19 protein-coding genes are annotated in these 17,277 nt (G+C 44.8%); 13 read left to right on the top strand and 6 right to left on the bottom strand.

The window, feature by feature from the left end; genetic code table 11:
* Positions 1 to 198 precede the first annotated feature (198 nt).
* The 8 genes from ACTHQF_RS00805 (at position 199) to ACTHQF_RS00770 (ending at position 8,471) form a co-directional block, all read left to right on the top strand.
* Positions 199 to 552 (top strand): septal ring lytic transglycosylase RlpA family protein, encoded by a 354-nt coding sequence (locus ACTHQF_RS00805; protein WP_440427867.1) that lies wholly within the window; start codon positions 199 to 201, stop codon positions 550 to 552.
* A 617-nt stretch (positions 553 to 1,169) separates the two neighbouring features.
* Positions 1,170 to 2,144: a ribonucleoside-diphosphate reductase small subunit gene (locus ACTHQF_RS00800; protein ID WP_440427866.1), complete on the top strand. Its 975-nt coding sequence runs from the start codon at positions 1,170 to 1,172 to the stop codon at positions 2,142 to 2,144.
* A 76-nt stretch (positions 2,145 to 2,220) separates the two neighbouring features.
* Entirely contained in the window at positions 2,221 to 4,599 is a 2,379-nt protein-coding gene (locus tag ACTHQF_RS00795; protein WP_440427864.1) for a ribonucleoside-diphosphate reductase subunit alpha, read from the top strand.
* Positions 4,600 to 4,690: 91 nt separating this feature from the next.
* The gene (locus ACTHQF_RS00790) at positions 4,691 to 4,891 is read left to right on the top strand and encodes a cysteine-rich CWC family protein (RefSeq protein WP_440427863.1); all 201 of its coding nucleotides are present in this window, start codon (positions 4,691 to 4,693) and stop codon (positions 4,889 to 4,891) included.
* 137 nt (positions 4,892 to 5,028) lie between these two features.
* Positions 5,029 to 5,904, top strand: a complete 876-nt coding sequence (locus tag ACTHQF_RS00785) for a carbon-nitrogen hydrolase (protein ID WP_440427861.1) — start codon at positions 5,029 to 5,031, stop codon at positions 5,902 to 5,904.
* Positions 5,888 to 6,961 carry an agmatine deiminase family protein gene (locus ACTHQF_RS00780; RefSeq protein ID WP_440427859.1) on the top strand — a complete coding sequence of 358 codons (1,074 nt, stop codon included), beginning with the start codon at positions 5,888 to 5,890 and terminating at the stop codon, positions 6,959 to 6,961. The genes ACTHQF_RS00785 and ACTHQF_RS00780 overlap by 17 nt, the downstream gene beginning before the upstream one ends.
* A gap of 25 nt (positions 6,962 to 6,986) precedes the next feature.
* Positions 6,987 to 7,730 carry a 3-oxoacyl-[acyl-carrier-protein] reductase gene (fabG, locus tag ACTHQF_RS00775; RefSeq protein ID WP_440427857.1) on the top strand — a complete coding sequence of 248 codons (744 nt, stop codon included), beginning with the start codon at positions 6,987 to 6,989 and terminating at the stop codon, positions 7,728 to 7,730.
* Positions 7,731 to 7,859: 129 nt separating this feature from the next.
* Complete coding sequence (locus ACTHQF_RS00770) at positions 7,860 to 8,471, top strand: trimeric intracellular cation channel family protein (RefSeq protein WP_440427855.1); 612 nt, start codon at positions 7,860 to 7,862, stop codon at positions 8,469 to 8,471.
* A 16-nt stretch (positions 8,472 to 8,487) separates the two neighbouring features.
* On the opposite strand, the gene ACTHQF_RS00765 is transcribed toward ACTHQF_RS00770, so the two are convergent.
* The 5 genes from ACTHQF_RS00765 to carA form a co-directional block, all read right to left on the bottom strand.
* Positions 8,488 to 8,787 (bottom strand): FtsB family cell division protein, encoded by a 300-nt coding sequence (locus ACTHQF_RS00765; RefSeq protein WP_440427853.1) that lies wholly within the window; start codon positions 8,785 to 8,787, stop codon positions 8,488 to 8,490.
* Between the two features lie 191 nt (positions 8,788 to 8,978).
* On the bottom strand, positions 8,979 to 10,271 hold the full coding sequence (eno, locus tag ACTHQF_RS00760; RefSeq protein WP_440427851.1) for a phosphopyruvate hydratase: 1,293 nt from the start codon (positions 10,269 to 10,271) through the stop codon (positions 8,979 to 8,981).
* A gap of 108 nt (positions 10,272 to 10,379) precedes the next feature.
* Positions 10,380 to 11,489, bottom strand: a complete 1,110-nt coding sequence (locus ACTHQF_RS00755) for an ABC transporter permease (protein WP_440427849.1) — start codon at positions 11,487 to 11,489, stop codon at positions 10,380 to 10,382.
* Positions 11,474 to 12,241, bottom strand: a complete 768-nt coding sequence (locus tag ACTHQF_RS00750; RefSeq protein WP_440427847.1) for an ABC transporter ATP-binding protein — start codon at positions 12,239 to 12,241, stop codon at positions 11,474 to 11,476. The genes ACTHQF_RS00755 and ACTHQF_RS00750 overlap by 16 nt, the downstream gene beginning before the upstream one ends.
* 2 nt (positions 12,242 to 12,243) lie before the next feature.
* Positions 12,244 to 13,356: a glutamine-hydrolyzing carbamoyl-phosphate synthase small subunit gene (gene carA, locus ACTHQF_RS00745; RefSeq protein WP_440427845.1), complete on the bottom strand. Its 1,113-nt coding sequence runs from the start codon at positions 13,354 to 13,356 to the stop codon at positions 12,244 to 12,246.
* 167 nt (positions 13,357 to 13,523) lie between these two features.
* On the opposite strand from carA, the gene panB reads away from it, so the two are divergent.
* Positions 13,524 to 14,339 (top strand): 3-methyl-2-oxobutanoate hydroxymethyltransferase, encoded by an 816-nt coding sequence (gene panB, locus ACTHQF_RS00740; RefSeq protein ID WP_440427843.1) that lies wholly within the window; start codon positions 13,524 to 13,526, stop codon positions 14,337 to 14,339.
* A 9-nt stretch (positions 14,340 to 14,348) separates the two neighbouring features.
* Complete coding sequence (locus ACTHQF_RS00735; protein WP_440427841.1) at positions 14,349 to 15,035, top strand: RluA family pseudouridine synthase; 687 nt, start codon at positions 14,349 to 14,351, stop codon at positions 15,033 to 15,035.
* A 33-nt stretch (positions 15,036 to 15,068) separates the two neighbouring features.
* On the opposite strand, the gene ACTHQF_RS00730 is transcribed toward ACTHQF_RS00735, so the two are convergent.
* On the bottom strand, positions 15,069 to 15,539 hold the full coding sequence (locus ACTHQF_RS00730; protein WP_440427839.1) for a hypothetical protein: 471 nt from the start codon (positions 15,537 to 15,539) through the stop codon (positions 15,069 to 15,071).
* Positions 15,540 to 15,736: 197 nt separating this feature from the next.
* On the opposite strand from ACTHQF_RS00730, the gene ACTHQF_RS00725 reads away from it, so the two are divergent.
* From ACTHQF_RS00725 to ACTHQF_RS00715, 3 genes are all read left to right on the top strand, one after another.
* On the top strand, positions 15,737 to 16,153 hold the full coding sequence (locus ACTHQF_RS00725; RefSeq protein WP_440427837.1) for a c-type cytochrome: 417 nt from the start codon (positions 15,737 to 15,739) through the stop codon (positions 16,151 to 16,153).
* A gap of 77 nt (positions 16,154 to 16,230) precedes the next feature.
* The gene (locus tag ACTHQF_RS00720; protein ID WP_440427835.1) at positions 16,231 to 16,554 is read left to right on the top strand and encodes a YtxH domain-containing protein; all 324 of its coding nucleotides are present in this window, start codon (positions 16,231 to 16,233) and stop codon (positions 16,552 to 16,554) included.
* Between the two features lie 112 nt (positions 16,555 to 16,666).
* Positions 16,667 to 17,260 carry an RNA polymerase sigma factor gene (locus tag ACTHQF_RS00715; protein WP_440427833.1) on the top strand — a complete coding sequence of 198 codons (594 nt, stop codon included), beginning with the start codon at positions 16,667 to 16,669 and terminating at the stop codon, positions 17,258 to 17,260.
* Positions 17,261 to 17,277: the final 17 nt, after the last annotated feature.

Raw genomic sequence — 17,277 nt, 5'->3', positions numbered from 1 at the left:
AAATAAAAAGTTTGGGAAGTTTATCAAACTGGAAAGATTAACAGCGATTTAAGTTTATTAAAGCCTCCTGGTTAGTTTGCTCCTCTGGATAGAGGGCAAACTAGTCAGGAGGCTAAAATTTTTATAAGCGCTTCGTTTTCTTATATTTGGCAGTTCATCAAAGAAAGAAATATGAGATATTGTTTGCTTTTACTAGGTATGATCTTCTTTCTTCAGGCGGGTGCTAGTAGTCCGCTAGAAGATAAAAATCCCAATATTAAAACTAAAACAGGACTCGCAACCTACTACTCGTCGAGGTTTGAAGGACGAAAAACCACCAGCGGTAAAAAGTACCGTGCACATAAGCTTACCGCAGCTCACCGCACGCTTCCATTCGGTACCATCGTTACCGTGAAAAATCTTAAAAATGGTAAAACTGTAGATGTGGAAGTAAATGACCGAGGGCCATTCACCAAGCGCTATATCATTGATGTCTCCGCACAAGCTGCGAAAGAACTAGGCATCTGGAAAAAAGGCGATGCCCGGGTGGAGATTACCTATGTTAAAAAGTAATCCGACACCAATTCTTCTGGTCTAACTAAATCAATTTCCCGCTGCCGCTTGTGTTCCACAAACGGCATTTGCTTTTATGGCCTGCTTCAGCATCAGTATGGCTTGCGGGTTCCATGTTCGTTTCAGGCTGCGGATGGAGATTTAACTGCCTGTAGGTTGAACCGCCCTCAAGCCGCCCTCAATTCGGGGTCAATACGCCCTCGACCGGCCGGTTACCGGGTCAAGCCTCTAAAGATACCCTGCTGACGCTTGGTCAACATCCTAAGCGGGTTTAGCTTAATTTAGGATGGATGTGATGTTTAACTTACCGGGTACAACACCTTCGATTAAGCAAATTCTGCTCGTAATAAATGTGTCACTTTATGTGTGCAATGTTGATAAAATTGCTCACTTGTTAAGAACTATTCGGAGCTAAGCTAAGGGGTGCTGTTTATATTTGTTAACACAAATTCCGCACATCGTAGATGTGAGGAACCTTGAACAAGTTGTTGAAATCTAGCAGATTAACTTTGATGCAAAAATTTCAGCTGTCGCCTGGCTCAGCTCAGGGGCGTTTTTGTAAAGACGAACGGCAGTGTTCAAAAAATTAAATAATTACTCATCCAAAATAGAAACATATGCAACAAGAAGAAGTATTACTAAAAGAAAATAAGGATCGCTTTGTTCTATTGCCTATTAAGTACCCGGAGTTGTGGGAAATGTACAAAAAGACGGAGGCCAGCTTCTGGACTGCAGAAGAGATTGACCTGTCTGACGACCAAAAACACTGGGATGGTCTTAATGATGGTGAAAGGCATTTTATCTCCCACGTACTTGCATTTTTTGCAGCAAGTGATGGTATTGTAAACGAAAACCTTGCCGTAAACTTCATGAGCGAGGTGCAACTTCCGGAGGCGCGTTGTTTCTATGGTTTCCAGATTATGATGGAGAACATCCACTCTGAAACTTATGCGTTATTGATCGATACCTATATCAAAGATCCGGTAGAAAAGGATCGTTTGTTCCATGCGATTGAAACTGTACCTTGTGTGAAGAAAAAAGCAGAATGGGCACTACGCTGGATCGATGGCGGTAACTTCGCTGAGCGCCTTGTTGCATTTGCAGCCGTAGAGGGTATTTTCTTTAGCGGTAGTTTCTGCTCCATATTCTGGTTGAAAAAACGTGGTTTGATGCCGGGTTTAACCTTTAGCAATGAGCTGATCTCCCGCGATGAGGGTATGCACTGCGAGTTTGCCTGCTTATTATACCGCATGTTACAGACTAAATTGAGCGAAGAAGCTGTACAGGGCATCATCCGCGATGCCGTGGAAATTGAAAAAGAATTTATTACCGATGCATTACCGGTAGCACTGATCGGTATGAATGCGAAGCTGATGTCTCAATACATCGAGTTTGTTGCCGACAGATGGTTGGTAGAGTTGGGTTACAGCAAGATCTATAATGCAACCAACCCATTTGATTTCATGGAGATGATTTCGCTGCAGGGTAAAACCAACTTCTTTGAAAAACGTGTGGGTGACTACCAGAAAAGTGGTGTGTTGACCTCCACAGAGGACAAAGCATCTGCTTTCTCCCTGGATGACGATTTTTAAAATTTAAAAAATAATCACGGTTCGACAATTAAGCCCCTTTGTGGGCTTTTGGTGTCGCCTCAAAAATCTTTAAGATATGTTTGTACAAAAAAGAGATGGCCGCAAGGAAGTGGTGAAATTCGACAAGATCACCGCCAGAATTGAAAAGCTATGTTATGGCTTCAATCCGGAGCTGGTTGATCCTATTGATGTTGCCAAAAAGGTGATTGAAGGGCTTTATGATGGTGTAACAACCTCTGAGCTGGACAGCCTTGCTGCAGAAACGGCAGCGTCGTTGACCACCAAACACCCGGATTATGCATTACTTGCTTCCCGTATTGCGGTGTCTAACCTGCATAAGAACACCACCAAGTCGTTCTCCAAGACCATGGAAATGCTTTATAATTATGTAGATCCAAAAAATGGTAAACCAGCATCGCTGATTGCGGATGATGTTTGGGCGGTTATCGAGGAGCATGCCGATATTTTGGATAGCACAATCATTTATGACCGAGACTTTGGGTTTGACTACTTCGGTTTCAAAACCTTGGAAAAATCATATCTGCTTAAAGTTGACGGACAGATCGTTGAACGTCCGCAACACTTGTTCATGCGTGTTGCCGTAGGTATCCATAAAGCTGATATCGACAGTGCCATTAAAACTTACAACCTGATGAGTGAGCGTTGGTTTACACACGCTACACCAACCTTGTTCAATGCGGGTACACCGAAACCTCAGATGTCTTCATGCTTCCTGTTAACGATGCAGGACGACAGTATTGAAGGTATCTATGACACCTTGAAACAAACTGCAAAGATTTCGCAGAGTGCAGGTGGTATCGGCTTAAGCATCCACAACATTCGCGCTACGGGTTCCTATATTGGTGGCACAAACGGCACCAGCAATGGTATTGTACCGATGTTGAAGGTCTTCAACGATACGGCACGCTATGTAGATCAAGGTGGAGGTAAACGTAAAGGTGCTTTCGCAATTTACCTGGAGCCATGGCATGCGGATATCTTCTCTTTCCTTGACCTTCGTAAGAACCACGGTAAAGAAGAATTGCGAGCCCGTGATTTGTTCTACGCTTTATGGATCAGTGATTTGTTTATGCGTCGTGTGGAAGAAGATGGCGAGTGGAGCTTATTCTGTCCGCATGAAGCACCAGGGCTCGCCGACTGCTTTGGCGCGGAGTTCGAAGCGTTATATGCACGTTACGAGCAGGAAGGCCGTGCAAGAAAAACCATCAAGGCACAGGAACTATGGTTTGCGATCCTTGATGCGCAAATTGAAACTGGTAACCCATTCTTGTTGTATAAAGATGCTGCGAACAGCAAATCTAACCAGCAAAACCTTGGAACGATCAAAAGCTCCAACCTTTGTACTGAGATCATCGAGTACACTTCCAAAGATGAAGTTGCAGTTTGTAACCTTGCTTCGCTTGCATTACCTAGATTTGTAATCAACGGTGAATTTGATCACCAGAAATTATATGATGTTACTTATCAGGCTACATTGAACCTGAACAAGATCATCGACAATAATTATTACCCGGTAGACGAGGCGAGGAACTCGAACCTTCGTCACAGACCAATTGGCTTAGGGGTTCAGGGCTTGGCAGATGCCTTTATCCTGATGCGTTATCCTTTTGAAAGCGAAGAGGCAAGGATACTGAACAAAGAGATCTTTGAAACGATCTACTTCGCTGCTATGACAGCTTCTAACGATCTGGCAACGAAAGATGGTGCTTATGAAACCTTTGAAGGCTCGCCATTATCACAAGGCAAGTTCCAGTTTGACCTTTGGAATGTTAGCCCGGAAAGCGGTCGCTGGGATTGGGAAAGCTTACGTGAAAAGGTTATTAAACATGGTGCCCGCAACAGTTTATTGGTTGCGCCAATGCCAACGGCATCAACTTCACAAATCCTTGGTAACAACGAATGTTTTGAACCGTATACTTCTAACATTTACACCAGAAGGGTATTGAGTGGCGAGTTCATCGTAGTGAACAAACACCTGCTTAAAGACCTTGTTGCTTTAGGGCTTTGGAATACGGCAATGAAAGACAGGATCATTCTTGCGAACGGTTCTATTCAGGACATTGCAGAAATCCCGCAATACATCAAAGATCTTTACAAAACCGTTTGGGAGATCAAGATGCGCAGCATTATTGATATGGCTGCTGATCGTGGTGCTTACATCTGTCAGTCGCAGTCACTGAACTTATTCATCAATGCACCGAATACTTCAAAGTTAACTTCAATGCACTTCTATGCATGGAAAAAAGGCTTGAAAACAGGTATGTATTACCTGCGTACCCAGGCAGCTTCACAAGCGGTTAAATTCACGATTGAGAATCAATCGGGTAAAAACCTGGAGCCTGTTATTCCGGCATTGATTTCAGAAGGCGCTGAGGAGATCATTGAAGGTCCAGTTTGTACCATGGAAGAGGGCTGTATCAGCTGCTCTGGCTAAGATAATTTAGTGGTTAATTCACCGGGGAGTAGATGTTCATCTGCTCCCTTTTTTTGTTTTTAAATTCCGGCTACAGTGTCGATAAATCAGCATGTCTAAACACGAGATCATTTCCTGCGAACGTTGTACTGCCCGTATGGAGTGCAAAGCAAATTCCTATAGCAAGTGCCAGTGCGCAAACATCCAACTTACGGTTAATGAAGTTCAGTACATCGCGGAGCTTTATGACGGTTGTTTGTGTGTCAAATGCCTTCATGACTTACAGCTGGAGTATCTAAGTTCTATACGCTAATATTTTCTCCATGCAACATGACAATGCGTTAGTTACGGCTTCTTTCTGTAATAATGCGGTATAATTAGCGCCTTGAATTAAGTATAGAGCAGTCCCAAAAATATTTTCTATAACTTTGCATTTCAAAATTTTATTGAATGGCTAAAGTACAAGTTGGATTGGTGCAGATGAGCTGTACCAGTAATAAACAGGAAAATTTAGATAAAGCGATCGTAAAGATCCGTGAGGTTGCTGCGCAAGGTGCCCAGGTGGTATGTTTGCAGGAGTTGTTTACCTCATTGTATTTCTGCGATGAAGAAAATTATGATAATTTTCAGTTGGCAGAGGCCATCCCTGGTCCCTCAACAGATGCTTTGTCTGTGGTTGCTGCAGAATTGAATGTAGTGATTATAGCTTCTTTATTTGAGAAAAGAGCTGAAGGTCTTTACCATAATACCACCGCAGTGCTCGATGCTGATGGTGCATACCTGGGTAAGTATCGCAAGATGCACATCCCGGATGATCCAGGTTTTTACGAGAAGTTTTACTTTACCCCTGGAGATCTAGGTTATAAAGTATTCAAAACAAAATATGCGAAGATTGGGGTGCTGATCTGCTGGGATCAATGGTATCCTGAAGCTGCACGACTTACTGCGCTTATGGGCGCCGACTTCCTGTTTTACCCCACTGCAATTGGCTGGGCGACTACACAGGATGAAGGTACCAACACGGAGCAGTATAATGCATGGCAAACCATTCAGCGTTCACACGCCATTGCAAACGGTGTTCCCGTGGTGAGCGTAAACCGTGTAGGTGAAGAAGCAGGCGTTAAGTTCTGGGGTGGATCTTTTGTGTCCAATCCTTTCGGAAGCCTATTATACAAAGCATCGCACGATGAAGAAGAATTGAAAGTGGTGGAGCTTGATCTATCCAGATCTGACAGCTACAGGACACACTGGCCATTCCTTCGCGACCGCAGAATTGACAGTTATGCACAGATCACTAAAAGGTATATAGATGACGAGTCTATTTAACGATACGCCGAAAAAGGCAGGTTATGCCTTTCCGGCGGAGTGGGAGCTACATGAAGCGACCTGGTTAAGCTGGCCACATAAAGAGGCTTCCTGGCCTGGAAAAATTGAGACCATTTACGGTCCTTACTGCGAATTCATCAAGGTGGTGGCAGAAGGGGAGAAAGTGCGTATCAACATCAATGATGAGGAAACCAAAGCATTTGCAATTGCAGAATTGCAGAAAGTAGGTGCCGATCTGAACAATGTGGAGTTTTTCATGCATCCCACAAATGATGCCTGGTGCCGCGACCATGGTCCTGCGTTCTTGTTGAATGCAGATCGCTCCAAAAAGGCGGTGATCGACTGGGGCTACAATGCCTGGGGTGGTAAATATCCGCCTTTCGATCTGGATGATGTGATTCCAACAACCATCGCGCAGCAATATAAGTTACCTCTATACACTCCTGACATCGTTATGGAAGGCGGATCTGTGGAGTTTAATGGTGCAGGTACGATCTTGACCACTACGGCATGTTTGTTGAATGAAAACCGTAATCCGCACCTGAACAAGTTCCAGATTGAGCAATACCTGATGGAATACTACGGAGCGGAGCAAATCCTCTGGTTAGGGGATGGTATCGTTGGTGACGACACGGATGGGCACATTGACGACATCACCCGCTTTGTAAATGAAGATACGGTACTTACCGTTGTGGAGGAAAACGAGGAGGATGAGAATTACCACCTGCTGCAGGAGAACCTGGAAGCACTGAAACAAATGAAACTGCTAAACGGGAAACCGTTGAAAGTAGTTACTTTGCCGATGCCATCACCAGTGATCCATGAAGATACCCGCTTGCCGGCTTCTTACGCGAACTTCTATATTGCGAATAAAGCGGTTGTGGTACCTACTTTCCGGGATGCCAACGACCAGCGCGCACTGGAAATCATCCAGAGTGTTTTCCCGGACCGTAAAGTGGTAGGGATCGACTCTACGGATATCATCTGGGGACTGGGCAGTTTCCACTGTTTGAGTCAGCAGGAACCTGCAATATACAAGCCGGTGCCAGTAGTTTAATTGATAAATAAATAACCAAGCATAAATGAAATTATTAGAAGGAAAAACCGCACTGATTACTGGTGCTTCTAAAGGAATTGGTCGTAAGATCGCAGAGAAATTTGCAGAACAAGGGGCAAAAGTAGCTTTCACTTATTTATCGTCTGTTGAAAAAGGTGAAGCTTTAGAGCAGGAATTGCAAAGCTTCGGTACCCAGGTTAAAGGTTACCGTTCTGATGCTTCAAAATTTGATGAAGCAGAAAAATTGATCAATGATATTGTTGCTGATTTCGGGGCATTGGATATCGTGGTTAACAATGCAGGGATCACTAAAGATGGTTTGCTGATGCGCATGAGCGAAGAGAACTTCGATGATGTGATCAATGTAAACCTTAAGTCTGTGTTCAACGTAACCAAGGCGGCTTCTAAGATCATGATGAAGGCACGTAAAGGTGTGTTCATCAACATGAGTTCTGTCGTTGGTGTGCAGGGTAATGCCGGTCAGGCGAACTACGCCGCTTCAAAAGCTGGTATCATTGGTTTTTCTAAGTCCGTAGCTAAAGAGCTTGGCTCCCGGAACATCCGTAGCAACGTGGTTGCTCCAGGTTTCATCCGTACGGAAATGACCGACGTATTGGATCCAAAGGTTGTTAAAGGCTGGGAAGAGGGTATTCCTTTGAAACGTGCCGGTGAGGTGGAAGATGTGGCAAACGTATGCGTTTTCCTAGCATCAGACATGAGTTCGTATGTAACGGGACAAGTGCTCGCTGTAGACGGCGGTATGCTGTAGATACATCATTATAATTAAAGCTGGATCATTCAGCTGAGGAAATACGCACTGAACCCCGCAATTGCTGCGGGGTTCTTTTTTTAGCAAAAAATTCTGGATATATTGTTGCTTGAAGCCTGAACATCTGAAATGACCATCACAACCTCCGTCGCAATAGAAATCCTGGGTACCATTGCTTTCGCCATATCGGGTTCGTTTGCTGCCATGCAAAAGCGACTCGATCCCTTCGGTGTGCTGATCATTGCTTTTGTGACCTCTATCGGCGGTGGTACGGTACGTGACCTGCTGCTTGGCGATACACCGGTGAAGTGGATGCGGGACGTAAATTACTGCCTGTTGATCCTGGTGACTTCACTGCTAACCATATTCTTCAAAAAGAACATCAAACGTTTCAAGGTGACCCTGTTTATTTTTGACTCTTTGGGTTTAGGTTTATTTACGATGTTGGGCTTGCAGAAGGGCATTAATTTCGGACTGGATCCTGGGATGTGTGTTGCGCTAGGTACCATCACCGGCTGCTTCGGTGGTATCATCAGAGATACGCTCTTAAATGCGATCCCATTGATCTTCCGGCAGGAGATTTACGCTACTGCATGTATTCTGGGGGGAGTTTTGTACTTCGGACTGCTGGAGTTGCATATGAAGCCCGACTTCGCGAAAGTGGCGGTGATTGGTTTTATCTTCGTGTTGCGGATCATTGTGGTGCGCTACAAGCTTGCACTGCCAAAGTTTGGCTATTAGCTGATCGGGTAGGGCTTTATTCTTTAGGAGTGTCTTTCACGATTACAAAGACATCTTCATTGTCTTTCTTCATGAAATACTTTTCACGTGCAAATTTCTCCGCCATCTTCAGGTTGGTGGTAAGCTCACGAAGGTCTTTCTTTACCTGATTGGTTTCTTTTTCATAGAAAGCCTTTTCTTCCTTCAGCTTGCTTACTTCAGAGCTGTATTCGTATTGCGATAACATATCATTCCTGTCGAAAAACAACATCCATACTGCAAAGGCGAAAGCGCAGAGGAAATACTTGTTCCGGAAGAGTTCAATGATCCTTTTCATTGATACAAATATAAAAGAAAAGCGGAGCGAAGTGGATTTATTTACAAAGAAGAATCTGCAGGGAAATTGATTAACGAAAAACGGCCATTACATCAGCTGTAATGACCGTTTATTTCTTGCTTGATTCGAATTCCGATCAAGCGCTTAAGTGTATTTCAGCAGCCTTATACGCTGCCGGTATATACTTTATATTATTTCTTTAAGAATTTGAAGTCTCTTCCCAAGAAACGTGCTGCAGAACCAAGTTCTTCTTCGATACGAAGCAATTGGTTGTATTTAGCGATCCTGTCAGAACGTGAAGCTGAACCAGTTTTGATCTGTCCGCAGTTTAAAGCTACTGCTAAGTCAGCGATGGTTACATCTTCGGTTTCACCGCTTCTGTGGCTCATTACGGAAGTATAACCGCTGTTTTGTGCTAAGCTTACTGCATTGATGGTTTCAGTTAGTGAACCGATCTGGTTTACTTTTACCAGGATAGAGTTTGCAATGTTCTTCTCGATACCTTGTTGAAGACGCTTAACGTTGGTTACGAACAAGTCATCACCTACAAGCTGTACTTTATCACCGATAGCGCGGGTTAAAGATTCCCATGCTGCCCAGTCGTCTTCATCTAAACCATCCTCAATAGAGATGATTGGATATTTACTTGCCCAATCAACCCAGTAGTTCACCATCTCTTCAGAAGTTAATTTCTCCCCTGATGATTTGTGGAAGTTGTAAGTTTTAGAGCTTGAATCGTACATTTCAGAAGCGGCAGCATCCATAGCGATCCAGATGTCTTTTCCTGGCGTGTAACCAGAAGCCTCGATCGCTGTAAGTACCGTTTCAATAGCTTCAACGTTAGAACCGATGTTTGGTGCGAAACCACCTTCATCACCTACGTTGGTGGAATAACCTTTTTTCTTAAGTACAGTTTTAAGGTTATGGAAAACCTGAGTACCCATTTGCAATGCTTCAGAGAAGCTGCTTGCACCTAAAGGCATAATCATGAATTCCTGGAAATCAATTTTGTTATCCGCGTGTGCACCACCGTTCAGGATGTTCATCATCGGAACAGGCAGGGTGTTTGCATTTACACCACCAATGTAGCGGTATAATGGTTGTCTGCTTTCCTGCGCTGCAGCTTTAGCAACCGCTAAAGAAACACCAAGGATTGCATTTGCACCTAAATTGCCTTTGTTCTCAGAACCGTCAAGCTCGATCATCGCTTTGTCGATCATGTTTTGTTCGAAAACATCAACACCGCGAAGGGCTTCAGCAATTTTAGTATTTACGTTTTCAACTGCTTTTAATACACCTTTGCCCATGTAGGCATTGTTATCACCATCCCTTAGTTCAACAGCTTCATGTTTACCAGTACTTGCGCCAGATGGCACAGCAGCACGGCCCATGTTGCCATTTTCTGTAATTACTTCAACTTCTACCGTAGGATTTCCCCTTGAATCAAGGATTTGCCTTGCATGAACATCGATTATTAAACTCATTTTTATATTATTTTATGTTTTGTTTTTCGCTTAGTGTAAAGTTTACAATTACCAAGCAGTATTCAAAGTTAAACAAATAATAAAATAATAGGTTTGCAGGGCGATATTTTATTCCCACCTAAAGACTTTAACGGCAACGGAGTAGATCAGAATTCCCCAGATTACCAGGATCATCATCTCAAATTTAACATCCCAAAGGTTATAGCCTTCGAAAGCGATTTTGCGCATGGCATCATTCAGGTAGGTGAGAGGCAGGGCTCTGCTGATTGGTTGCAGCCATTCCGGAAAATTATCAATCGGGAAGAAGGTGCCTGAGAGCAGGAACTGCGGCAGGGTTACGATGTTGGAGATCGGCGGTATGGTGCTTTCACTTTTGGCAATACCAGAGACCACGAAGCCGAAGCCCATGAAGACAATTAAACCTAAGACTGCGAGCAGCAGCATGTTGAGCACGGTGACCACACCGTTGATCAGCGTAAAGTGGAAGAAGAAGTGACCAACCAGAATAATGAACACGGCACCAAGCAACGCAAAGCCGATCCTGGCAATACCTTCACCGAACACAATGCTGGAGCGTCGTACTGGTGTGGCAAAAAACCTTTTGATCACAAGGGTTTGCCGTAAGCTAAAAAATACGAAGGCCGTGCCGAACACGCCGGTACTGAGAAGGGAAAAGCCCAGCTGACCAGGCAGGATAAAGTCGATTACCCGGTAGGTTCTGCCATGTATGGTGCTCTCTTTCAAAACCGCCACACTGGGTTTCAGGTTTTTGGTGTTGAGCTCGTAGAGGGCGTTGGTCAGTAATGATTTTAGAATGCTTCCCTTATCTCTTGAAGCAGAGGTATATTGAATGTTGGCGGTATATGCCGGGGTATCTGCAGGGTTTTTCTGGATGTTGATGACCCCGTCGATGTTTCCTTTTTCAAGACTGTTATTCAGCTCTTCAGTGTTCTTATCCCGTACCAGCTTTACCACCTGGATCTGCTCCAGGGCGGTGATCACCGGGTTGTGCAGGTCGGAGCCCGGTGCTACGCCAAGGCTTACCTTGGGACCGCTGCCGCTTAAGAAGCCGAAGATCAGAATAAAGATCAGCGGAAAAGCGAGGGTAAAAACAACTGCAGAAGGACTGCGCATAATGGAACGGAAACTAGCTTTCGCCAGCGCCAGAGTCGCTTTAGTATGATTGTATGATTGCTGCATTTTTATCCTTCGCGCCATGCCTTACCGGTAAGATTGATGAATACATCTTCCAGGTTGGCCTTTTTAACTTCTTTTTTACGTTCAAAGCCGCTGTTCACCAGGTTGTCAATTAGCTGATCCGGGGTGTCCAGGGCAATGATCTCGCCGCGCTCCACGAAGGCTACGCGGTCGCAGAGTTGCTCTGCTTCGTCCATATAGTGGGTGGTGAGTACCACCGTGGTACCTTGATTTCTGATGTCGATAATCAGGTCCCAGAGATTGCGCCGGGCTTGGGGATCCAGTCCGGTGGTGGGTTCATCAAGAAAAACAATCTTTGGTGAATTAATTAAGGTTGTTGCAATGGAAAACCGCTGCTTTTGCCCACCGGAAAGTTCCTTGTACTTGGCTTTGGCCTTGTCTTGCAGGTTAACCTTCGCGAGCATATCCATTGGCTTGGTATTTACGCCATATAAACCTGCGAAGAGCTCGATAAGTTCCAGAAGGTTTAAGTTTGGGTAATAGCCTGCCGCCTGCAGCTGCACGCCAATGATCTGCTTGATCTGTCCGGCATGTTTATCTACATCGTAACCATTCACCCGTACCTCGCCCGAGGTTTTATCGCGTAAGGTTTCTATGATCTCGAGGGTCGTGGTTTTCCCGGCCCCATTGGGGCCGAGTAATCCAAATATCTCGTTTTCCTGAACGTCAAAGGTAATGCCCCTCAGGGCGGTGAAGTCGCCGTACTTTTTAACCAGGTTTTTAACGCTGATTATCGCCTTAGCGCTGTCCATGACTACCAGCTTACCTCGCCAGTAATCAGGCCCACGAAATCATCGAACAAATAACGGGAATCGTGCGGGCCAGGTGAAGACTCCGGGTGATACTGTACGGAGAATGCTTTTTTACCTTTAACACGGATACCTTCGATCGACTGGTCGTTCAGGTTCACGTGGGTGATTTCAACTTTATCAGAACTTCTTACATCTTCTGGTACAACACCGAAGCCGTGGTTTTGAGAAGTGATCTCACATCTTTCGGTGATCACGTTTTTAACCGGGTGGTTTAATCCGCGGTGTCCGGTGAACATCTTCATGGTTTTGATGCCGTTTGCTTGTGCCAATAACTGGTGACCTAAGCAGATCCCGAACAATGGTTTATCAGCCGCTAAGATCTCCTTTACCATTTCGATGGCGTAAGGCATTGCTGATGGATCACCAGGGCCGTTAGAGATAAAGTATGCATCAGCACCCCAGGCTTCCATTTCAGCGAAAGAGGTTTTAGCAGGGTATACCTGTACATAAAGATCTCTATCGTCGAAGTTACGAAGGGTGTTTTTCTTGATACCAAAGTCAACCGCAGCAACTTTATATTTCGCATCCGGAGAACCGTAGAAATAAGGTTTGTCTGTAGAAACCTGAGAAGATAGTTCCAAACCGTCCATTGCTGGTACCGCGTTTAATCTTTCTTTCAGCTGGTCAATGTCCAGGATTTCAGATGAAATGATCGCATTCATCACCCCTCTGTCTCTGATGTGTTTCACCAAAGCGCGGGTATCGATATCAGAGATACCTACGATGTTTTCGTTTTGGAAATAATCCTGAATAGACTCAGAAGCTTCTTTACGGCTATAGCCGATGTTAAAGTTCTTACAAACGAGTCCGGCGATCTTAATGGAATCAGATTCAATTTCCGCTTTGTGAATACCATAGTTACCAATGTGTGCATTGGTGGTCACCATAATCTGTCCGAAATAGGAAGGATCTGTAAAAATCTCCTGGTAACCGGTCATTCCGGTGTTGAAGCAGATTTCACCTGTTGTGGTTCCTATTTTTCCTGCTGCTTTTCCGTGATATACAGTGCCATCGGCTAAAAGCAAAATTGCAGGTAACTTGGTGTAGTTAGTCATAATTTATGATCAGAAGTTATGTGGAAAAAAAAGAAAAACGTGGGATTTGCGACAGGGTTGGCGCTTAGTTGGTTCAGAAATATGCAGTGATTTAACCCCTTCATTTTCGACTGCAAAGATAGGTTTTATGGCTAATTAAACCTAATTTTGTTGTAAAAACAACACATATGTCTCAGCATAAAGAAGTAAAACGGATAACCACACACATCCTTCAGGAAATGAAAGCACGTGGGGAGAAAATCTCCATGTTAACCGCTTATGATTATTCCATGGCAACGATCCTGGATGATGCCGGATTAGACGTTTTATTGGTTGGTGATTCTGCTTCAAATGTGATGGCCGGACATGAGACCACACTGCCGATTACTTTGGACCAGATGATCTATCACGCGCAGAGTGTGGTTCGTGGTGCCAACAGGGCGTTCGTCGTGGTGGATTTACCTTTCGGCAGCTATCAGGGTAATTCCAAGGAAGCCTTGAACTCCGCGATCCGCATCATGAAAGAATCTGGTGCACATGGGGTGAAGCTTGAAGGCGGCGCTGAAGTTGTAGAATCTATTCAGCGTATCATTACTGCCGGGATCCCGGTGATGGGGCACCTGGGCTTAACGCCGCAGTCGATCTATAAGTTCGGAACTTATACCGTACGGGCTAAAGATGAAGCCGAGGCGGAGAAACTTAAAGCGGATACGCTGTTGTTACAGGAAGCAGGTTGCTTCAGTGTGGTGCTAGAGAAGATCCCTGCAAAGCTTGCAAAAGAGGTTTCTGAAAGCGTGCATATTCCGGTGATCGGGATTGGTGCTGGCCCGCATTGCGATGGTCAGGTGCTTGTGGTAAACGACATGATCGGCTTAACCAAAGGTTTCCGTCCACGTTTCCTACGCCAGTACCTAAACCTTTATGATGGTATTCTGAATGCTGCGCAGCAGTACATCAAGGATGTAAAATCAAATGATTTCCCGAACGAGAAAGAACAATACTAATCGATAAGCATGCCGATAACAGATAAAGACCTGCTCTATGAAGACAATCACCTGATCGCGATCAATAAGCGGGCAGGTGATATTGTGCAGGTGGATGAAACAGGGGATCAGCCGCTGGACGAGAAAGTTAAAGTTTACCTCGCAGCTAAATACAATAAACCAAACAGTGCTTTTCTGGGCGTGGTGCACCGGCTGGACCGTCCGGTAAGTGGGGTGATCCTGTTTGCCAAGACGAGTAAAGCGCTGGAAAGGATGAACGCCATCTTCAAAAACCGCGAGGTGAAGAAGACCTATTGGGCGGTGGTACGGAACAAGCCATCGAAGCCTTCAGGAACATTGATCAACTGGCTGGTGAAAAACACACAGAAGAATGTGGTTACCGCACACCCGAATGAAGTAGCCGGGAGCCAACGGGCGGAACTAAGCTACCGTCTGATTGCGGAGCTTGGGGGCTATTACCTGCTGGAAGTAGACCCCTTGACCGGCCGCTCCCACCAGATCCGCGTGCAGCTGGCGACCATGGGCTGCCCGATTGTGGGGGATAACAAGTACGGCTATCCCCGGGGGAGTAGAAAAGGCAGCATCTGCTTGCATGCCCGAAGGCTGCAGTTCCTGCATCCCGTTAAGAAAGAACCGGTGAACATCTTCGCCAAATTGCCTGTTGATGGCTTCTGGGAGCGCTTCGAGCAGTTTTAATCAGCTGCCAGATCACCGCTAGGGGTTAATTTCCTACTTACATGCCGATTGTTCGAGCACAACGCTGCCATCAAACTTTAGATCACCTAAAGATTTGAAGCTTGCTCTGCCGTCCTGCTCCTGCACTTCGGCAAAACCTTCTATCAGTTTACCGTTCTTTTGCAGATAGGCTACCTGACGCACCGACTGCATGCCCTCTGATTGGAAGGTATAATCAAGAAGGATGGTGTCGCCTTTTACCAGCCCGCTTACGGTACCATTATTTCTATCTTTTTCCCGCGGAATGATGTTCAGCAGACCGCTTACCTGATCTCCTTTGATGTGCAGATCCAGGTACGTACTATCCTGATTTTCATAACGCACATAGCAGGTTCTGGATTCTGCCGCGGCAGCTACCGCGGTTTCTGCAGTAATGGTGCTGTCGGCAGCTTGCTTGGTGCTGGAGTTGCCATTACATGCAGCAAGCAATGTTGCACAGGCGGCAATAAGAAAATACTTTTTCATCTGTCTGGAGTCTAGGTTTATACAAGCGTTTGAATTGCCTGTGTTCTAATCTAACGCTTAATCAATTAAAACAATCTTTATTGAGGTAAAAACATTATCTTGAAGACAAAGAAGCAGTGTATGCTTAAACAATATGTTAACACAATTGTCATATTACAGGTAAGTAAATTGTGTTAATTTCAAAATCATTCATGCTTATGAAACTGAAAGCGATCATCACACTCGGATTACTATTATCCATTGTTGTATTAATGAGTGCATTTATCCCGATGCCACAGGAAAGAATATACAAGAATCTAAAAGTGCTGCCAAAGGATATCAGCAAGGAAGACCTTGGAACAGTGATGGATGGATTTAAAACATCACTGGGTGTTAAGTGTAATTACTGCCACGCAGCGAGTGAAACGGAAAAAGGTAAACTCGATTTTGCCAGTGATGCCAAGCCGGAGAAAGAAACTGCACGTATGATGATGTTAATGACGGCCAAGATTAACAAGAAGTTTTTTCATGTAAAGGATGTAAAGAATCCCAACGCCATCCTGCCGGTAAGTTGTATCACTTGCCATAACGGCAAAGAACGTCCGGCGACCTTAGATCCTGCGACACTGAAATAGTGGGGCTGGAGGCAGCAGACGAACTTTTCTAAAACACTTTCTCCCTGGAGGTTGTTCCTTCTATAAAACGATCAACCATGAAATTAATCAGAGAAAATACAAACTTAAAGACCATTGGGCTTATCACCGGGCTTGCTGCAGGTGCGGTTGTTGCAGCCTTATTTGCGACAAAAAGTGGTTCAGAATACCGGGAACTTATTGCTAAAAGGATTAAAGGGCTGCTAAGCGAAGATGCAGTTAAAAAGCCCGTGGAAATCAAGGATCATGTGGTGGAAGATGTAAGATCACAAGTCATGGAAGCCGCAAATAAACTGGCGGGTGATGCAGAAAACGTTGATCTTACGAAAACAACCCTGAAACATACAGAGCCAAAATCAAGACAGCTTCCTATTGAATCTTAGTGAACGAACCATTTGAAAATGGAATCTAAGTGGCAGCATTAACATGTTGTCACTTTATTTTTATACAATTTGAATCTGATATTGCTACATTTAATCTTTGTAGAAAGTTTAAATGTTCGACAAGCCAAATTCAGCCCTGTATGACAATGATCTCATCGCTAAGATAGCGGATGGAGATCAGTATGCTTTTACCGCCCTGTTTGAGCAGTACCAGTCTATGGTTTACGGATATGCGCTGCACATTACACGCTCCAAGGAATATGCAGAAGAGATTGTTCAGAACATCTTTATGAACATCTGGGTCAAACGTACTCAACTTCCGGAAATTGAAAACTTAGGCGCCTACCTCAATCGCGCCACGCGCAATCAATGTTACTCTGCTTTAAGAAAGATCGCAACGGAGCGGCTCGTGGAGCTGGACCAGTCCCACCTGGAGCTCAACGACGGCAGCAATGCGGAAGATCTGGTGTTATACAATGAATCTTTCCAAATGCTGCAGCATGCGGTAGCATCACTTCCACAGCAGCGACGGCAGGTTTATGAACTTTGCCACGGACAAGGTCTGAAATATGAAGAGGTAGCACAGCAGCTGAACATTTCTCCCGGTACGGTACACAGCCACATGAAACTGGCATTGAGGACCATTCGTACGCATCTTCAAGCGCTGCACACTGCCATCTTCCTGTTCCTGATCTGCAGGTTCTAAAAAACTTTCGAAAAATC

The sequence above is a fragment of the Pedobacter sp. SAFR-022 genome, assembly GCF_051965375.1.
Taxonomy (GTDB): domain Bacteria; phylum Bacteroidota; class Bacteroidia; order Sphingobacteriales; family Sphingobacteriaceae; genus Pedobacter.
Note: the sequence above shows the minus strand (reverse complement) of the source record. Positions and strands in the feature narration are given on the sequence as shown.

Excerpts from the sequence above, each read along its gene's own strand:
- ACTHQF_RS00805 (WP_440427867.1), top strand. The coding sequence starts at position 199 with ATGATCTTCTTTCTTCAGGCGGGTGCTAGTAGTCCGCTAGAAGATAAA.
- ACTHQF_RS00800 (WP_440427866.1), top strand. The coding sequence starts at position 1,170 with ATGCAACAAGAAGAAGTATTACTAAAAGAAAATAAGGATCGCTTTGTT.
- ACTHQF_RS00795 (WP_440427864.1), top strand. The coding sequence starts at position 2,221 with ATGTTTGTACAAAAAAGAGATGGCCGCAAGGAAGTGGTGAAATTCGAC.
- ACTHQF_RS00790 (WP_440427863.1), top strand. The coding sequence starts at position 4,691 with ATGTCTAAACACGAGATCATTTCCTGCGAACGTTGTACTGCCCGTATG.
- ACTHQF_RS00785 (WP_440427861.1), top strand. The coding sequence starts at position 5,029 with ATGGCTAAAGTACAAGTTGGATTGGTGCAGATGAGCTGTACCAGTAAT.
- ACTHQF_RS00780 (WP_440427859.1), top strand. The coding sequence starts at position 5,888 with ATGACGAGTCTATTTAACGATACGCCGAAAAAGGCAGGTTATGCCTTT.
- fabG (WP_440427857.1), top strand. The coding sequence starts at position 6,987 with ATGAAATTATTAGAAGGAAAAACCGCACTGATTACTGGTGCTTCTAAA.
- ACTHQF_RS00770 (WP_440427855.1), top strand. The coding sequence starts at position 7,860 with ATGACCATCACAACCTCCGTCGCAATAGAAATCCTGGGTACCATTGCT.
- ACTHQF_RS00765 (WP_440427853.1), bottom strand. The coding sequence starts at position 8,787 with ATGAAAAGGATCATTGAACTCTTCCGGAACAAGTATTTCCTCTGCGCT.
- eno (WP_440427851.1), bottom strand. The coding sequence starts at position 10,271 with ATGAGTTTAATAATCGATGTTCATGCAAGGCAAATCCTTGATTCAAGG.
- ACTHQF_RS00755 (WP_440427849.1), bottom strand. The coding sequence starts at position 11,489 with ATGGCGCGAAGGATAAAAATGCAGCAATCATACAATCATACTAAAGCG.
- ACTHQF_RS00750 (WP_440427847.1), bottom strand. The coding sequence starts at position 12,241 with ATGGACAGCGCTAAGGCGATAATCAGCGTTAAAAACCTGGTTAAAAAG.
- carA (WP_440427845.1), bottom strand. The coding sequence starts at position 13,356 with ATGACTAACTACACCAAGTTACCTGCAATTTTGCTTTTAGCCGATGGC.
- panB (WP_440427843.1), top strand. The coding sequence starts at position 13,524 with ATGTCTCAGCATAAAGAAGTAAAACGGATAACCACACACATCCTTCAG.
- ACTHQF_RS00735 (WP_440427841.1), top strand. The coding sequence starts at position 14,349 with ATGCCGATAACAGATAAAGACCTGCTCTATGAAGACAATCACCTGATC.
- ACTHQF_RS00730 (WP_440427839.1), bottom strand. The coding sequence starts at position 15,539 with ATGAAAAAGTATTTTCTTATTGCCGCCTGTGCAACATTGCTTGCTGCA.
- ACTHQF_RS00725 (WP_440427837.1), top strand. The coding sequence starts at position 15,737 with ATGAAACTGAAAGCGATCATCACACTCGGATTACTATTATCCATTGTT.
- ACTHQF_RS00720 (WP_440427835.1), top strand. The coding sequence starts at position 16,231 with ATGAAATTAATCAGAGAAAATACAAACTTAAAGACCATTGGGCTTATC.
- ACTHQF_RS00715 (WP_440427833.1), top strand. The coding sequence starts at position 16,667 with ATGTTCGACAAGCCAAATTCAGCCCTGTATGACAATGATCTCATCGCT.